This window comes from Kibdelosporangium philippinense, from assembly GCF_021390435.2.
GTDB lineage: Bacteria > Actinomycetota > Actinomycetes > Mycobacteriales > Pseudonocardiaceae > Kibdelosporangium > Kibdelosporangium philippinense.
The window spans coordinates 1,989,758-2,005,723 of record NZ_JAJVCN010000004.1; the positions used below are offsets into that span (position 1 = coordinate 1,989,758).

Consider the following 15,966-nt stretch of genomic DNA (forward strand, 5'->3'; position numbering starts at 1 on the left):
GATATGCAACTGTGCTAGGTCAGTTTTGACCAACATGCCTGTTCGGTTGCCAGTGTATGCGTCATAGCGTACGACCAACTGATACAGGAGAACGCCATGCGAAACGTTCTGGTCTCTGGTGCGGGTGTCGCCGGTTCTGCCCTCGCCTACTGGCTCACGCGGAACGGCTTCGCCGTCACCGTCGTCGAGCGTGCCGAGAGCCTGCGCAAGGGTGGCCAGGCGATCGATGTCCGTGGCGTCGCCCTTCAGGTGATCGACCGGATGGGCCTTGGTGAGCAGCTGCGAGCGGCACGGACGCAGATGCGCGGAATGTCCATGATGGACCGTGACGGCAACGAGATGTTCCGGTCCGAGGAGAAGACCTTGAGCGCGGGCCGACTCGACAGTGACGACATCGAGGTTTTACGGGAAGACCTGACGGCCATGATCTACGAGGCGACCAAGGACGGGGTCGAATACGTCTTCGACGACACGATCACCGCGCTGCACCAAGAAGACCACGGCGTGCGGGTCGAGTTCGAGAAGGGCGGCTACCGCACCTTCGACTTCGTGATCGGCGCGGACGGCATGCATTCACGTGTCCGCGGCCTGGCCTTCGGTGCCGAAGAGAAGTTCATTCAGCACCTTGGCTCGTACATCGCGGTCTTCCCGTCGCCCAACTTCCTCGAGCTGGACAACTGGCAGGTGTGGATCCAGGACCAGGAAAGCGGCGCGGGTGGTGGCGTGTATCCCGTGCGGGACAACAGCGAGCTGCGCGCGACCTTCGGTTTCATGTCCGACCGGATCGACTATGACTACCGGGACGTCGCGCAGCACAAGAAGCTGATGGCCGACCACCTCTCGCACCTCGGCTGGGAGATGCCGAAGTTCATCGAGGTGATGACGGACGCGCCGGACTTCTACTTCGACGCGATGGCCCAGATTCACATGGACAAATGGTCAACCGGCCGGGTCGCACTGGTCGGTGACGCCGCCTACTGCGCCTCGGTTCTGTCCGGACAGGGAACAAGCATTGCCTTGGTTGGCGCGTACATCCTCGCCGAGGAGCTCGGTAAGGCCGATCACGCCGAGGCGTTCGCGGCGTACGAGCGCCGGATGCGGTCGTACGCCGAGCTCAACCAGGCGCTGGCAACGGAGAACCCGGGCCAGCCCGCGTCAGAAGAGTCCATGGAGAAAGCCAAGAACGCCATTTCCCTGTGAACAAAGGAATGCCGCTTTATGAGCAGGGGGTGCTCATAAAGCGGCATTCCGGTTAGTTAGACCATTGGGCGGTCGGTCGGGGCGATGGGGGCGGGCAGGACGGACCTGTTCATCAGGTACGCGTCCACCCCGGCCGCCGCCGAACGGCCTTCGGCGATCGCCCAGACGATGAGCGACTGGCCACGGCCCATGTCGCCCGCGACGAACACGCCATCGACGCTGGTGGCGAAGGATTCGTCGCGGGCGACATTGCCCCGTGGGTCGTATGCGACCCCGAGCTCGTTGAGCAGGCCTTCCTGCTGCGGGCCGACGAAGCCCATCGCGAGGGTGACCAGCTGCGCGGGAATCTCCCGCTCGGTTCCTTCGATCGGGACGAACCTTCCCGCGTCCATCTTGACGTCGACGAGCTTGAGCGACTGGACGTTATCTTCGGAATCGCCGGTGAACTCCACAGTGGACACCGCGTAGATCCGTTCGCCGCCCTCCTCGTGCGCCGAGGAAACCCGGTAGATCATCGGGTACGTCGGCCACGGGTGCGCCTCCGACCGGACCTCCGGCGGCCGCGGCATGATCTCCAGCTGTGTCACCGAAGCCGCGCCTTGCCGGTGGGCCGTGCCCACGCAGTCAGCGCCGGTGTCACCGCCACCGATCACCACGACGTGCTTGCCTGCGGCACTGATCGGCGACGTGGCCAGGTCACCCCGGGCGACGCGGTTGGCGGGCGGGAGGTATTCCATCGCCTGGTAGACGCCCTTGAGCGACCGGCCAGGGATGGGCAGGTCACGCCACGCGGTCGCGCCACCGGCCAGAACGACGGCGTCGTACGACGTCCGCAGTTCGGTGGCCTTGATGTCCACGCCGACATTGACATCGGTCTTGAACGACGTGCCTTCGGCCCGCATCTGGTCGATCCGCCGGTCAAGACGCCATTTCTCCATCTTGAACTCGGGGATTCCGTAGCGCAGCAAGCCACCGATCGCGTCGGCCCGCTCAAGCACGGTCACCGAATGACCGGCCCTGGTCAGCTGCTGGGCCGCCGCGAGACCGGCGGGACCCGAGCCGACCACAGCGACCTTCTTGCCGGTCAAGGAAACCGGGACCTGCGGGGTGACCCAGCCTTCGTCCCACGCGCGGTCGATGATCGAGATCTCGACCCGCTTGATGGCCACGGGATCGCCGTTGATCCCGACCACGCAAGCGGTTTCGCACGGCGCCGGGCACAACGTCCCGGTGAATTCCGGGAAGTTGTTGGTCGCGTGCAGCCGCTCGATCGCGGCGAGCCAGTCCGTCTTCCAGACCAGGTTGTTCCACTCCGGAATCAGGTTGCCGAGCGGGCAACCCTGGTGGCAGAACGGGATTCCGCAGTCCATGCAGCGGCCCGCCTGGCGCTGCGTACGTTCCGTTGCGAAGTCCTCGTAGACCTCGCGCCAGTCCTGCAGCCTCAGGAAAACCGGCCGATGGGCCGCGTTTTCCCGCGGGGTGGTGATGAATCCCTTGGGGTCAGCCATGCGCGGCCTCCATGATCGCCTCGTTCACGTCACGGCCATCCCGCTCGGCACGAGCCCGCGCGGCCAGGACACGCTTGTAGTCCTTCGGCATCACCTTGGTGAAGCGGTCAGGGTCCCAATCGACCAAAAGATCGTGGGCGATCGCGGATCCTGTCTCGGTCAGATGCTTCTCGACGGTCTCGCGCAGGAACGCGCGATCGGTTTCGTCGAGGGGGTCCAGGTCGACCATCTCCGGGTTCACCCGGTGCTTGGCCATGTCGAGCACGTACGCGGCGCCGCCGGACATACCGGCCGCGAAGTTGCGCCCGATCTGCCCGAGCACGACCACCCGGCCACCGGTCATGTACTCGCACCCGTGGTCGCCGACGCCTTCCACGACAGCCAAAGCGCCAGAGTTGCGGACGCAGAACCGTTCGCCGACTTTGCCGCGGATGAAGATCTCGCCGGACGTGGCGCCGTAGCAGATCACGTTGCCCGCGATGATGTTCTCCTCGGCCACGAACGGCGCCGACGGGTCTGGCCGCAACGTGATCCGGCCACCGGAGAGTCCCTTTGCGACATAGTCGTTCGCGTCGCCGATCAACCGCAGCGTGACACCTTGCGGAATGAACGCGCCGAACGACTGGCCCGCGGTCCCGGTGAACGTGATGTCGATGGTGTCGTCCGGAAGCCCGGCACCACCCCAGATCCTGGTCACCTCGGAGCCGAGCATCGTGCCCACGGTCCGGTTCACGTTGCGTACCGGCAATTCGAGGCGTACTCGGTCCCCTGAGGACAGTGCGCCCTCGGCGAGCTGGATCAACGTGTTGTCCAGTGCCTTCTCCAAGCCGTGTTCTTGGGAAACGGCCTGGTGACGCACCGCGCGTGGCGGCAGTTCGGGCACGTGGAAGATCGGCGACAGGTCCAAACCGGACGCCTTCCAGTGATCAAGTGCCTTACGCGTGTCCAGCAGCTCGGCATGCCCGATCGCCTCGGCCATGGACCGGAAACCCAGCTGTGCCAGGTACTCGCGGACCTCCTGCGCGACGAACTCGAAGAAGTTCACCACGTATTCGGCCTTGCCGCTGAACTTCTCCCGCAGCACCGGGTTCTGCGTGGCCACGCCCACCGGGCACGTGTCCAGGTGGCAGACGCGCATCATGATGCAGCCCGACACAACCAGGGGAGCGGTCGCGAAACCGAACTCCTCCGCGCCGAGCAGCGCCGCGATGATCACGTCACGGCCGGTCTTGAGCTGGCCGTCGGTCTGCACCACGATCCGGTCACGCAACCTGTTGGCCAGCAATGTCTGCTGGGTCTCGGCGAGACCGAGCTCCCATGGACCACCGGCGTGCTTGATCGACGACAGGGGAGAAGCACCCGTGCCGCCATCATGACCCGAGATCAGCACGACGTCCGCGTGCGCTTTGGACACACCGGCCGCGACGGTGCCAACGCCCACTTCGGACACCAGCTTGACGTGAATACGCGCCCGAGGGTTGGCGTTCTTCAGGTCGTGGATCAGCTGTGCGAGGTCCTCAATGGAATAGATGTCGTGGTGCGGAGGCGGTGAGATGAGCCCGACACCCGGCGTGGAGTGCCGGGTCCTCGCGATCCACGGATACACCTTCGCGCCGGGCAGCTGCCCGCCTTCGCCTGGCTTGGCTCCCTGCGCCATCTTGATCTGGATGTCGTCGGCGTTGACCAAGTACTCGCTCGTCACGCCGAACCGTCCACTCGCGACTTGCTTGATCGCCGAGCGGCGCAGATCGCCGTTCTCGTCCGGCGTGAACCGGTCCGGATCCTCGCCGCCCTCACCGGTGTTCGACTTGCCGCCGATCCGGTTCATCGCGATCGCCAGGATCTCGTGCATCTCCTTGGAAATCGAGCCATAGGAGATGGCGCCGGTCGCGAACCGCTTGACGATGTCGCTGACCGGCTCGACTTCCTCGATCGGCACCGGCGGCCGGTCGGTCTTGAAGTCGAACAGGCCACGCAACGTCATCAGCCGCGCGGACTGCTCGTCGACCGAGCGCGTGTATTCCTTGAAGATCTCGTACTTGCCACTCCGGGTGGAGTGCTGGAGCTTGAACACCGTCTGCGGGTTGAACAAATGCGCTTCACCCTCGCGGCGCCACTGGTAGTCGCCGCCGGTGTCCAGCTCACGGTGGCTCGGGCGAACCCCGTCCGGCGGGAACGCCTTCCGGTGCCGCTGCGCCACTTCCTCGGCCAGCACCTCGAATCCGACGCCGCCCAACCGAGACGTGGTACCGGTGAAGCAGCTCTCGATCACCTCGTCGCCGAGACCGATCGCCTCGAAGATCTGCGCGCCGGTGTACGAGGCCACAGTGGACACGCCCATTTTGGACATCGTCTTGCGGACACCCTTGCCCAGCGCCTTGATCAGGTTGCGGGTGGCCTGCTCGGCCGTCTCGGCGAGCGCCATCTCCTCGACGCTGGCCATCGCCAGGTACGGGTTCACGGCAGCGGCACCGTATCCGACCAGCAGCGCGATGTGGTGCACCTCGCGGGCGTCACCGGCCTCCACGATCAGCCCGACCTGGGTACGGGTCTTCTCGCGGATCAGGTGGTGGTGCACGGCCCCGGTCAGCAGCAGCGACGGGATCGGCGCGTGCGTCTCGTCGACGCCACGGTCGGACAGGACAATCAGCCGGGCACCGTCGGCGATCGCCGCGGATACCTCGGCCCGGATCTCGTCCAGCCGTCGCTTCAAGGCGTCGCCGTCACCGGCCACTTCGAACAGACCACGCACGGTGAACGTCTTGAAACCAGGCAGGTTGCCATCGTCGTTGATGTGCACGATCTTGGCCAGCTCGTCGTTGTCAAGCACAGGGAAGGACAACGAGATCCGGCGGCACGCACTGGGCACCGTCGACAGCAGATTCGGTTCAGCACCGATCGAAGTGTGCAGTGACGTGACCAGTTCTTCGCGGATGGCGTCCAACGGCGGGTTGGTCACCTGTGCGAACAGTTGCGTGAAGTAGTCGAACAGCTGGCGTGGCCGCTCGGACAGCGGCGCGAGCGGTGAATCGTTGCCCATCGACCCGATCGGCTCAGCGCCGGTCGCGGCCATCGGGCGCAGCAGGATGTTCAGCTCTTCCTCGGTGTACCCGAAGGCCTGCTGACGCCGCACGAGCGACGCGTGCGTCACCACCTCGCGCTCACGCGTCGGCAGATCCTCGAGGCGGATCACACCGGCGTGCAGCCATTCGGCGTACGGATTCTCCGCCGCGAGCTGTCCCTTGATCTCGTCGTCGTCGATGATCCGCCCGGCCACGGTGTCCACGAGGAACATCCGGCCCGGCTCCAGCCTGCCCTTGCGGATGACCGACGACGGGTCGATCTCCAGCACCCCGGCTTCGCTGCCCAGTACGACAAGACCGTCCTCGGTGACCCAATAACGGGCCGGACGCAGACCATTGCGGTCGAGCACGGCACCGATCAGCGAGCCATCGGTGAACGAGACCAGCGCCGGTCCGTCCCACGGCTCCATCAGATTCGAGTGGTACTCGTAGAAGGCCCGCCGCGCCGGATCCATCTCGTCGTGGTTCTCCCACGCCTCAGGGATCATCATCAGCACGGCGTGCGGCAGGCTGCGGCCACCGAGGTGGAGCAGCTCCAGCACCTCGTCGAAGCTCGCGGAGTCGCTGGCGCCACGCGTGATCACCGGCAGGATCCGCTCGATGTCGCCGGGGATCTCGTCGCTGGCGAGCATCGACTCGCGGGCGTCCATCCAGTTCCGGTTGCCGCGCAGCGTGTTGATCTCGCCGTTGTGGGCCACGTACCGGTACGGGTGGGCCAGCGGCCATGACGGAAACGTGTTGGTGGAGAACCGGGAGTGCACGAGGCCGATCGACGAGACGACCCGTTCGTCGGTCAGGTCGGGGAAGAACCGCTCGACCTGAGGCTCGGTCAGCATGCCCTTGTAGACGATCGTCCGCGACGACAGGCTGGGGAAGTAGACGTCCGCGGCGTGCTCGGCACGCTTGCGGATGATCCACGCGAGGCGCTCGAGCGCCAGGCCGGCCTTGCTCTCTGCTGTGAAGAACAGCTGGCTGAACGACGGCATCGTGGTCGCTGCCGTCGGGCCGACATGCTGGGTGTCCACGGGCAGTGCACGCCAGCCGAGAACCCGCGCGCCCTCTTCGGCCGCGATCCGCTCGATCGTGCCGACGACCTCGGATCTCGTCGTGTCGTCGGTCGGCAGGAACGCCGTGCCGACAACGTATTCGCCCGCGGGCGGCAGATCGAAGTCCACCACGGCGGCGAAGAACTCATGCGGGACCTGAATCAGCAGTCCGGCGCCGTCGCCGGTTTCAGGTTCCGCACCTCGGGCACCGCGATGCTCAAGATTTCGCAGTGCGATCAGGGCTTTGGCCACAATGTCGTGATTCTTGCGGCCGGCGAGATCCGCGACGAACGAGACGCCACAGGCGTCGTGCTCGAACTGTTCGTCGTATAGGCCCTCGGTCTGATGGCGGGTCACAGCAGCGGCCCTCCCAGGCAGTTAAAGGGGCTGGTGCCGCACGTCGTTGTGCGAAAAACGGCTGCCGTGCCTCCCGGATGGCGGGATTGCGGTCAGCGCAGGGCAAGCTCCCCGGGGTCTTCCGGTTTTCCTGTGACAGTAATGTGAACACACGGTTATGCCTGATGTCACGTGGCAAATCCCACGTGAGCGTTGACAGTTACGGACAAAAGGTGCTCAACTGATGCATTCCACAATGTGGACAACCGTGACAGTCGGCCCGGTTCCCAGTTTATCCCCTGTTCAAACGTGGTCCGCGTGACACTCGTCGACTAGCATCAACCCTCATCCCCATCTCGGCGGGGACGGTGTGCGGCGCGTGGTTGAAACGTTTCAATTACCTGGTGGAGGGTAGTGCGATGGAGTTCGACCGCCGTGTCTTCCCGCGGAATTCCGCTGTGAGTGCCGGTGCTTTCGTCCTGCCACACAAAAAGGGGCCTGAATCGATGTGGGTCGAACGGACCACAGTGGAGTACGCCGATTCGTTGCTTGGCACCGATGTGGCGAATCCGCGCCTCTCGTGGGTACTCGGTTCGGAGCTGCCTGGTGCCCGCCAAACGGCGTACCAAATCAGGGTCAAGGGAATGTGGGACTCCGGCAAGGTTTCCTCGGACCAGTCGGTCGCCGTGCGCTACGCGGGATCGCCATTGCGGCCTCAGACCCGATACGAGTGGCAAGTCAGAGCGTGGGATTCCGCCAACCGGCCGACGGAATGGTCGCGGTTGGGATGGTGGGAGACCGGGCTGCTCGGGACCGCGTGGCAGGCGCGCTGGATCGGTTCTCCCGCACCCGAAGCTCCGCCGTCGATCGAGGGCGCCTCGTGGATCTGGTCGGCGACAGCGCCTGTGGCGTCCCGTTGGTTTCGTGGAGCCGTCGACATTTCCGGGTCGATCACCCGGGCGCGGATCGTCGCAACCGCGGACGACGACTTCACCCTTTTCGTCAACGGGACCCAGGTTCTGCATGCCCCGCAGGCGACGGACAGCTGGAAGACGGCGTTGTCCGCTGACGTGACCGCGCTTATACGTTCGGGCCGAAACGTTCTCGCTGCCCTTGCGACGAATCGCGGCACGCCAGGATCGACCAACCCGGCCGGATTGTTGGTCCGGCTCGCGGTCGATCAGCAGGCTTTCGTGACCGGCGAGGGATGGAAGGTCGCCGAATCGGAGCACAGTGGATGGCAGCAGCCAGAGTTCGATGACTCAGCGTGGACCGTGGCGACCGTGCTTGCGTCATATGGGCAAGGAGTATGGGGCAGCAACGTCACGGTCTCCGCTCCAGAACCGCCGGCGCCCTTGTTACGCAAGGAGTTCGCCATAGACAAGCGCGTGACCAAAGCGCGGCTGTACATCAGCGGCCTGGCGTATTACGACGCCACCATCAATTCCAAGCGCGTCGGAACCCAGGTCCTCGACCCCGGGTTCACCGACTACGACGAAACCGTGCTCTACGCGACCCACGACGTGACAAACCTGGTCAAGCGAGGATCCAACACCCTGGAAGTGTTGCTGGGCCGTGGGTTCTACGCAATGACCACGCCCAACGTGTGGAACTGGCATCGGGCGACCTGGTACGGCGAACCCAGACTCCTGGCGCAGCTGGAGATCAGCCATCCGGACGGCACCAAGACGGTCATCGCCTCGGGCCCGGACTGGCAACTCGCCGAAAGCCGCACGATCACCAACTCGCTGTACGCGGGGGAGACCTACGATGCGCGCAAAGCCATCGTCTGGCGCGAAGCCGTCATGCTCGATCCTCCGCAAGGGATACTCAAAGCGCAGCAGCACGAGCCGATCGAGGTCCTCGAAACCGTGACCCCGACGGTCCAAGAGCTCAGTCCAGGCGTGTACATCGCCGACATGGGCCGCACGATGTCCGGCTGGACCCGGATGTCCGTCCGTGCCTCGTCCGGAACCGTGATCCGCCTGGTGCACGGCGAGAAACTCAACGAGGACGGCACTGTGTTCTCGGTGAACAAGCATGTGCCCGGCCGTCACCAGACCGATGAGTACATCTGCGCGGGCACGGGCCTGGAGACCTGGGAGCCGAAGTTCTCCTACAAGGGATTCCGTTATGTCCAGATCGCCGGTACACGCCCGGAAGCGTTGCAAGGCAAGGTAGTGCAGAGCGCTGTGCCGGACACCGGGACATTCCGTTGCTCGGAACCCTTTTACGAACAGCTCGACCAGGCAATGCGACGGACTTTGCGTAACAACCTGCACGGCATCCCGACCGACACCCCGATGTTCGAGAAGAACGGTTGGACGGGCGATGCGCAGCTCGGCGCGCCGGTGATGATGTATGCCTTCGGCATGGCCCGGTTCCTGACCAAGTGGCTCAACGACCTTGCCGACAGCCAGAACGACGTCGGCCAGCTGCCGGTGGTCGTGCCCAGTGGCAGCTGGGGCTACCGGGAAGCCGCGCCCGCTCCGGAATGGACAACGGTGTATCCGTTCCTGCTGCGCGAGATGTACCGGATCTACGGCGACACGTCCATCGCGGGCGAGCACTGGGAAACGCTGACCCGTTACCTGGACTGGGAAATCGGGCGGTTGCAGGACGGGCTCGCGATCACCGCACTCGGCGACTACCTCCCGCCCGGATACCGGGGCAACCCGCCGGAGGACACGCGGCTGACCGCGACCGCGTACCTGCATCGGGCATTGACCGACACCGCGGAACTCGGGGACCTGTTGGGGCACAGCGACACGGCTGCCAGATACCGCTCGGTCTCGGCCGCCTGTCGTGCCGCTTTGAACGAGACTTTCCTGGTAGACGGACGTTATCGGACCGACAAGGATCCGGACTACCGGCAGACCTCCAACGCGATCCCGCTGATGTTCGGCCTTGTCCCGTCGGGTTCGGTGGCTTCTGTTGTCGCCAACCTGGTGGCAGATGTCAAAGCACGCGGGAATCACTTGAACACGGGTGCTCTCGGCACGAGCGTCCTGCTACGTGTGTTGTCAGAACACGGTCACGCGGATGTTGCGCACGCTGTGGCAACGCAACGGACGTTCCCGAGCTGGGGCTACTGGTTCGACAACGGTGCCGACACGATGTGGGAGATGTGGCCGCTCGACTCGCGGTCACGTAACCACTACTTCCAGGGCACATTAGTGCAGTGGTTGTACGAAAACGTGGCGGGACTACGCCCCGGCGATGACGGTTACCGGCGGTTCACCGTCAAGCCGGACGCCCGGGTCGGCGTGAACTGGGCGGAGACGTCGGTACGGACCGTGCGGGGCTTGGCTTCTGTCGCGTGGTCACGCGTAGGCCCGACTGTCCATCTGACGACAGTGGTGCCAGTTGGCTGCACGGCGGAGGTTTACGTGCCCGGGGTGGTCCGGACCAGTCCGGCTGACGCGGAGTTCGTCCGCGAAGAGCCGGGTTTCCAGGTGTTTCGCGTCGCCGCGGGCCGGTGGGCGTTCGCCGGTGACGTGGATCACCCTTAGTTCGCCCCTAATTCGGGCGCGATGGAATGGTTCCGGGGCCTTTGCGCGTTGTAATAGTAGCGAAGGACTGTCACGTGCTTGGAGGCTTGTGGTGCTGGAGCCGGAGAACCTGTACGAGGTCGATTCGGACGTGCCGGATTTGACCGGCGCGGTGCTGCTGCACCACGTGGACGGTTTCATGGACGCCGGATCCGCGGGTGCCTCGCTGGTCGAGGAGCTGCTGAACGCGCATGAGAACCGCGTGATCGCCCGGTTCGACGTCGACAGCCTGCTCGACTACCGGGCAAGGCGGCCGTCGATGACGTTCGTACAGGACCACTGGGAGGACTACCAGGCGCCGGAACTCGTGGTGCGCCTGCTGCACGACCAGGTTGGAACGCCGTTCCTGCTGATGACCGGCCCAGAGCCGGACTTCCGCTGGGAAGCGTTCGCCGAAGCGGTCCGGCAGCTCGTGGACCGCTGGGGTGTGCGGCTGACGATCGGCGTGCACGGAATCCCGATGGGCGTGCCACACACGCGGCCCTTGGGTTTGACGGCGCATGCGACCCGGCCTGAGCTGGTCAAGGACTACCAGCCGCTGTTCAGCCGGGTTCAGGTGCCTGGAAACGTGGCCGGGTTGCTGGAGCTGCGTCTCGGCGAATCCGGGCACGACGCGATCGGTTTCGCGGCCCACGTGCCGCACTACTTGGTCCAGTCGACCTATCCGGCCGCGGCTCTGGTGCTGCTGGACGCGGTGAGCAAGGCGACCGGTCTGGTTCTGTCGGGCGGTTCGCTTGCCGAGAGCTCCCGTCGCGCGGACGCGGAGATCGCGCGTCAGGTCGCGGAGTCCGACCAGATCGCCGAGGTCGTGAAGGCGCTCGAGCAGCAGTACGACACGTTCACGTCGGCCAAGGACGAGGACAACCTGCTGTTGGACCCGAACGACATCCCGAGCGCGGACGAGCTTGGGGCGGAACTGGAGCGGTTCCTGGCGGAGCAGCAAAACGGGAAAACAGAATAAAAAGCCCCTCGTGAGTGGTTATGCGTGTTCTAACACGGATAACCACTCACGAGCTTTTCTAGGCGCGCATGACTGTGGCGATGGGGATGCGGGCTGCCCGGATTGCTGGGATCAGGCCGCCGAGCAAGCCAGCGATCAAACCCGCGATCACTCCGGCAACCCCTGCCTGCCAAGGGAACGTGAGATCGCCGAGGGACGGGAACCGGCCGCCGAACATCGACGCCCCGACCTTGAGGCCGAGCGCCCCGGCCCCGATCGCCGCGGCCGCGGTCATCAAGCCAACCAACAAGGTCTCGGCGAGCACGATCCCGGCGAGCAGGATCCGGGGCGTGCCAACGGCTCGCCGCAAAGCGAATTCCTCGACCCGTTCACCCACGGTCGCCAGGCCGACGTTCAAGATCCCGGCCGTGCCGATCAGCAGCACGAGCCCGGCCATCCCCAGGAAGATCAGCCGCATCAAAGCCAGCTGGTCCTCGACGCGTTCGCGGGACTTCACCGTATTGATGTGCATCTCGTCGGCCTTCATTCCCGACGCGATCAGCCGGGCCTTCAACGTCTCCTGAAGCGCGGTGGCCTCCGGCGCCATGAAGATGCTCATCTGGCCGTCGTTGCCGCTCAACGCGTTGACCGGCAACCAGTTCAGCAGTTCGTCTGCCCGCACGTAAGCCGTCGGGCTGTACGGGTCACCGTCGTTGACCACGCCGATGATCTGGGGTGTCGCGTCCGCTGTCCCGCCGTCGATGTGCATCTGGGCCGGGACTCGGTAGCGTTCGAAGCCTTTGGCCGCTTCCTTGTTCAGCACGATCCGCGGCGCCAAGGACGGCTCCGTCGTGAAGTCCAGCCACTGCCCGGATTCGTGTTTGAACGCGCGGAACGTCCGGATGTCACCGGTCAGCGCGACGATCCTCAGCTCGATCGCCTTGCCCGGTGGCGCGGCGGTCTGGCCGGGGTCATAGCAGTTGCCCTGGCTGTCGCACTGGATGTACCGGCCGCCGCCGCTCTGGTCGAACGGCGAGGCGCCCGGGTTCACCGGTGCCACGTTCGGCTCACCGATGACCGCCCGTTTGCTGATGACGGCGACCGCGTCCGACCGGCCTTTCAGCGTTTCCAGCGTGACCGGGCCCGCTTTCTCGTGTGGTGACAGGTATATCTGCAGCGTGCCGTCCTTGGCCGTGTTCAGCTCGGACTCGGCAAGCACCTGGCGTTGCGCGAACTCCGATCCCGCCTGCACGACCACCACGGCGAGCACACCGAGGAACAGGCTGATCATCGACAGGAACGTACGCAGCTTGCGGGCCCGGATTCCTTGCCCGCCAATAATCAGCGCGGACCGGAACCGGCCGGACAGCCTGATCACACGACCACCTTCTCGTGCGCGGGGGCGAGCTTGCCGTCCTGCAGGCGCAGCACGCGGCCCATCCGGTTGGCGTGCGCGTGGTCGTGCGTGACCAGGATCAGGCCGCAGCCGCGATCCGTTGCCGAATGCAGGGCGTCGATCACGAGGTTGCCGGTCTCCGTGTCCAGCGCGCCGGTCGGCTCGTCGGCCAGCAGGATCCTCGGTTCACGGACCAAAGCGCGCGCGATCGCCACCCGCTGCTGCTCACCACCGGACAGCCGGGGCGGCTTGCTCTTGGCCAGATGCGCGATGCCGACCTGCTCCAACGCCGTCATCACGCGGGCGCGGCGCTTGCGCCGTGGCATCCAGCCCTGGCCGTTGACCAGCGCCATCGCCACGTTCTGCGCCGCGGTGAGGTTCTTGAGCAGGAAGAAGCGCTGGAACACGAACCCGAACCGCGCGCTGCGCAGCGCGGCCGCCTTGCGCTCGGCGATCCGTGAGATGTCCTGCTCTTCCAGCAGGTACTGGCCGCCGTCGGACCGGTCGAACAGGCCGATCAGACTCAGCAAAGTGGACTTTCCCGACCCGGACCGGCCGAGAATGGCCACGCTTTCTCCACTGTGGACAGTCAGATCCACGCCGTCGAGGATGGTCCTCGGCTGTTGCTGGCCTTTGAGCGTCTTGGTGATCCCGGACAGCCGGATCAGCGCGGGAGAGCCGATCGGCTGCGTCAAATCCATGGTCACTTGATCGGGCCTCCGGCAGCGTCCTGCGGCGCCGGTGGGAGGTTCGGGCCGGGCACGGCGACCGTCTCGTCCCCGGTCAGCCCGGACTTGATCTGCACGACCTTGCCGTCGGTCAGGCCGAGCACGACGTCCTTGGTGATCCGCTGGCCGCCGGAGCCCATCACGTCGACCTTGCCCTTGCCCTGGCCACCCGCGACCGCCTCGACCGGCAGCACCATCACGTTCGTCGCCTTCTCGGTGATCACCTCGATGGTCGACTCGGCTCCATTGATCAGCTTCACGTCCGTCGGCGCCTTGCACACCATCCGCATCCCGGTCGGCTCGGACGGCTCCTGCTTGCGCTCCGGCAGGCCACTCCTCGTCGGAATGGTCGGCGTGCTTGACGCCGAAGGCGGCGGCACCGAAGCCGAAGGGGCCGGGGGTTCGGGAATTGTGCCTGCGGGCAAGGCGGCGATCGTGCCAAGCACAGCGCACGGGAACGGGCCTGGGCCGTTCTTGATCTGCGCCTGCACCGAGGACAACGTGTCCGACAGTTGATACGCCTGCTCGCCCTTGATGTCCGCGACGATGCCGTACCCGACGTGCTTGGCGGAGACGATCGGCTGGCCCGCAAGGACATTGGCCTTCTCGTCGGCCAGCCTGCCGCTGAAGATCGCCCCAGCCGGGATTTCGACGGAACTCGGCCTGCCATTCGCGAACACGTTGGCGACCTTGGTCGGCTTCGTCGGCGTCTTGTCCGGCTGCTTGACGTCCAAGTAGCGCACCTGCCCGGCGACCGGCGACACCAGACCGAAGGTCGGGTCGATGGTCACCTTGCCGCTCAGGCTGACCTTGTTGGTCAGGTCCTGACGGGTCGGCTTGGTGGACGTCATCTGCGTGCCACGCGGTGCCATACCCGGCGGCGCCGACTCCGATGACGGCGAACTGCACCCGGCCACGACGAAAAACGCCGCGACGAGCGCGGGGAAGGTGCGCACCAGCTGACCCCCAAGGTCCGGTTCATGGTGATTTGTTCACAATGACGCCGGACAGCCGGGAAAGGTTGCGTCGAGCGTCACCACGGAACACGTCATTTGATCTTGCACTGGCCCCCAGCCTCAGTCAGGCTATCGGGGTGGCATGGCGCGCCCAAGGAGGGGGACCCCTGAGCGATCAGACCGTCACTGAAGGAATCACTGCCCAGGTAGACCGGCTCTCAACCACCATCGCGCCAACCGAGCACGCGGAATACCGTGCGCAGGCGCGTAAGTGGCTCGCCTCGGCCGCTACCGGGTCTTCAGTGGCACACCGGATCACGGTGGCCCGCGGCTACCTCAAGCTGCTTGCCGCCGGAGTGTGGGGCGTTGACGAAAGCTGGCGTGGCGAGGTCCGTGACCTCGTGCACGCGTTGCGGCCAACCGAAGACGATCAGTCGAGTGCGTCCGGCGAGCAGCTGGACGAGCTCTACGCGCTGATCGCGATCGGGCTGGCGTTGTTGTTGCAGGACGCGAATCTGCACGGCGGCGCGGGTGCGGACCTGATCGCGCGCTCGGCGTGGGACGAGGTCCAGGAACTGGCCGCGTTCGCGGACGAGTCCGTCGTGGACAAGTTCCTCGTGCACTCGACCCAGCTGCATGCCCGCGTGGCGACTGAGTCCGAGGTGCAGAGCGTCGTCGAGCTGGCGATGGCGACGGCCGACGACCCGAACGCGGAGATCATCGCCGCGTTGGAGGGCGAAGGTCTGCAGGCGGAGCTGATGGACAGCGTGTGGGTGATCGACGGCGACTTCCGTACGCCGCTGCGTGCCGCCGCGCGTGCCGCGACGCTGATTGGCAGCCCGTGCGTGGTACTTGCCCGCAACACCAAGAAGTCCACTGTGTTGCTGTGGCGTGATTCGACGCTCGCGATGGCGGATTCGACGGTGCCGCGCTGGCGGATCTACCGGATCGTGCCACCGACCACGCCGCAGTCGAAGTTCGGCGGCGGCGAGGGACTGCCGTCCACCCGCGACATCTTCCCGCTCGCACCGGCCCCCGAGCAGGTTCGCACGCTGGCCGATCAGGCCGGAGTGGCACTGCCGATGCTGCTCGCGGCCCTGCGCTAGTGTCGCGTGCCTCTGTTCCCTTTCGCCTTGCTGGGAGATCAAATTGTTCCTGGTGGTGACGCCGGGACGGCGGAATACTGGTTGTCTTTCGGCGTTCCGGCCGTTGCCGCCAGGGA

General features: G+C 65.5%; 9 protein-coding genes. 4 read left to right on the forward strand and 5 right to left on the reverse strand.

The genetic code is table 11. From position 1 onward, the window contains the following. The first annotated feature begins 96 nt into the window (after positions 1 to 96). On the forward strand, positions 97 to 1,200 hold the full coding sequence (locus tag LWC34_RS52340; protein ID WP_233733804.1) for an FAD-dependent monooxygenase: 1,104 nt from the start codon (positions 97 to 99) through the stop codon (positions 1,198 to 1,200). Positions 1,201 to 1,256: 56 nt separating this feature from the next. On the opposite strand, the gene LWC34_RS52345 is transcribed toward LWC34_RS52340, so the two are convergent. Both LWC34_RS52345 and gltB read right to left on the reverse strand, forming a co-directional pair. Continuing rightward, positions 1,257 to 2,708, reverse strand: coding sequence for a glutamate synthase subunit beta (locus LWC34_RS52345; protein ID WP_233733805.1), 1,452 nt, complete (start codon positions 2,706 to 2,708; stop codon positions 1,257 to 1,259). Continuing rightward, entirely contained in the window at positions 2,701 to 7,194 is a 4,494-nt protein-coding gene (gltB, locus tag LWC34_RS52350; protein ID WP_233733806.1) for a glutamate synthase large subunit, read from the reverse strand. The genes LWC34_RS52345 and gltB overlap by 8 nt, the downstream gene beginning before the upstream one ends. Before the next feature lie 383 nt (positions 7,195 to 7,577). On the opposite strand from gltB, the gene LWC34_RS52355 reads away from it, so the two are divergent. Together LWC34_RS52355 and LWC34_RS52360 are read left to right on the forward strand one after the other, a co-directional pair. Beyond that, on the forward strand, positions 7,578 to 10,685 hold the full coding sequence (locus LWC34_RS52355) for a family 78 glycoside hydrolase catalytic domain (protein ID WP_250109482.1): 3,108 nt from the start codon (positions 7,578 to 7,580) through the stop codon (positions 10,683 to 10,685). 88 nt (positions 10,686 to 10,773) lie between these two features. Beyond that, positions 10,774 to 11,685 carry a proteasome assembly chaperone family protein gene (locus LWC34_RS52360; RefSeq protein ID WP_233733808.1) on the forward strand — a complete coding sequence of 304 codons (912 nt, stop codon included), beginning with the start codon at positions 10,774 to 10,776 and terminating at the stop codon, positions 11,683 to 11,685. A gap of 58 nt (positions 11,686 to 11,743) precedes the next feature. Here LWC34_RS52360 and LWC34_RS52365 read toward each other — a convergent pair whose 3' ends face one another. The 3 genes from LWC34_RS52365 to LWC34_RS52375 are packed head-to-tail and all read right to left on the reverse strand — an operon-like array spanning position 11,744 to position 14,744. Beyond that, entirely contained in the window at positions 11,744 to 13,042 is a 1,299-nt protein-coding gene (locus LWC34_RS52365) for an ABC transporter permease (protein WP_233733809.1), read from the reverse strand. Beyond that, positions 13,039 to 13,761 carry an ABC transporter ATP-binding protein gene (locus tag LWC34_RS52370; RefSeq protein WP_233733811.1) on the reverse strand — a complete coding sequence of 241 codons (723 nt, stop codon included), beginning with the start codon at positions 13,759 to 13,761 and terminating at the stop codon, positions 13,039 to 13,041. The genes LWC34_RS52365 and LWC34_RS52370 overlap by 4 nt, the downstream gene beginning before the upstream one ends. A 2-nt stretch (positions 13,762 to 13,763) precedes the next feature. After that, positions 13,764 to 14,744 carry an efflux RND transporter periplasmic adaptor subunit gene (locus tag LWC34_RS52375; protein ID WP_233733813.1) on the reverse strand — a complete coding sequence of 327 codons (981 nt, stop codon included), beginning with the start codon at positions 14,742 to 14,744 and terminating at the stop codon, positions 13,764 to 13,766. A gap of 302 nt (positions 14,745 to 15,046) precedes the next feature. Here LWC34_RS52375 and LWC34_RS52380 point away from each other — a divergent pair, with 302 nt between their 5' ends. Beyond that, the gene (locus tag LWC34_RS52380; protein WP_233733815.1) at positions 15,047 to 15,850 is read left to right on the forward strand and encodes a hypothetical protein; all 804 of its coding nucleotides are present in this window, start codon (positions 15,047 to 15,049) and stop codon (positions 15,848 to 15,850) included. Positions 15,851 to 15,966: the final 116 nt, after the last annotated feature.

What these genes read in the sequence shown, in the direction of transcription:
- LWC34_RS52340 (WP_233733804.1), top strand. Translation starts at nt 97, where the DNA reads ATGCGAAACGTTCTGGTCTCTGGTGCGGGTGTCGCCGGTTCTGCCCTC.
- LWC34_RS52345 (WP_233733805.1), bottom strand. Translation starts at nt 2,708, where the DNA reads ATGGCTGACCCCAAGGGATTCATCACCACCCCGCGGGAAAACGCGGCC.
- LWC34_RS52370 (WP_233733811.1), bottom strand. Translation starts at nt 13,761, where the DNA reads ATGGATTTGACGCAGCCGATCGGCTCTCCCGCGCTGATCCGGCTGTCC.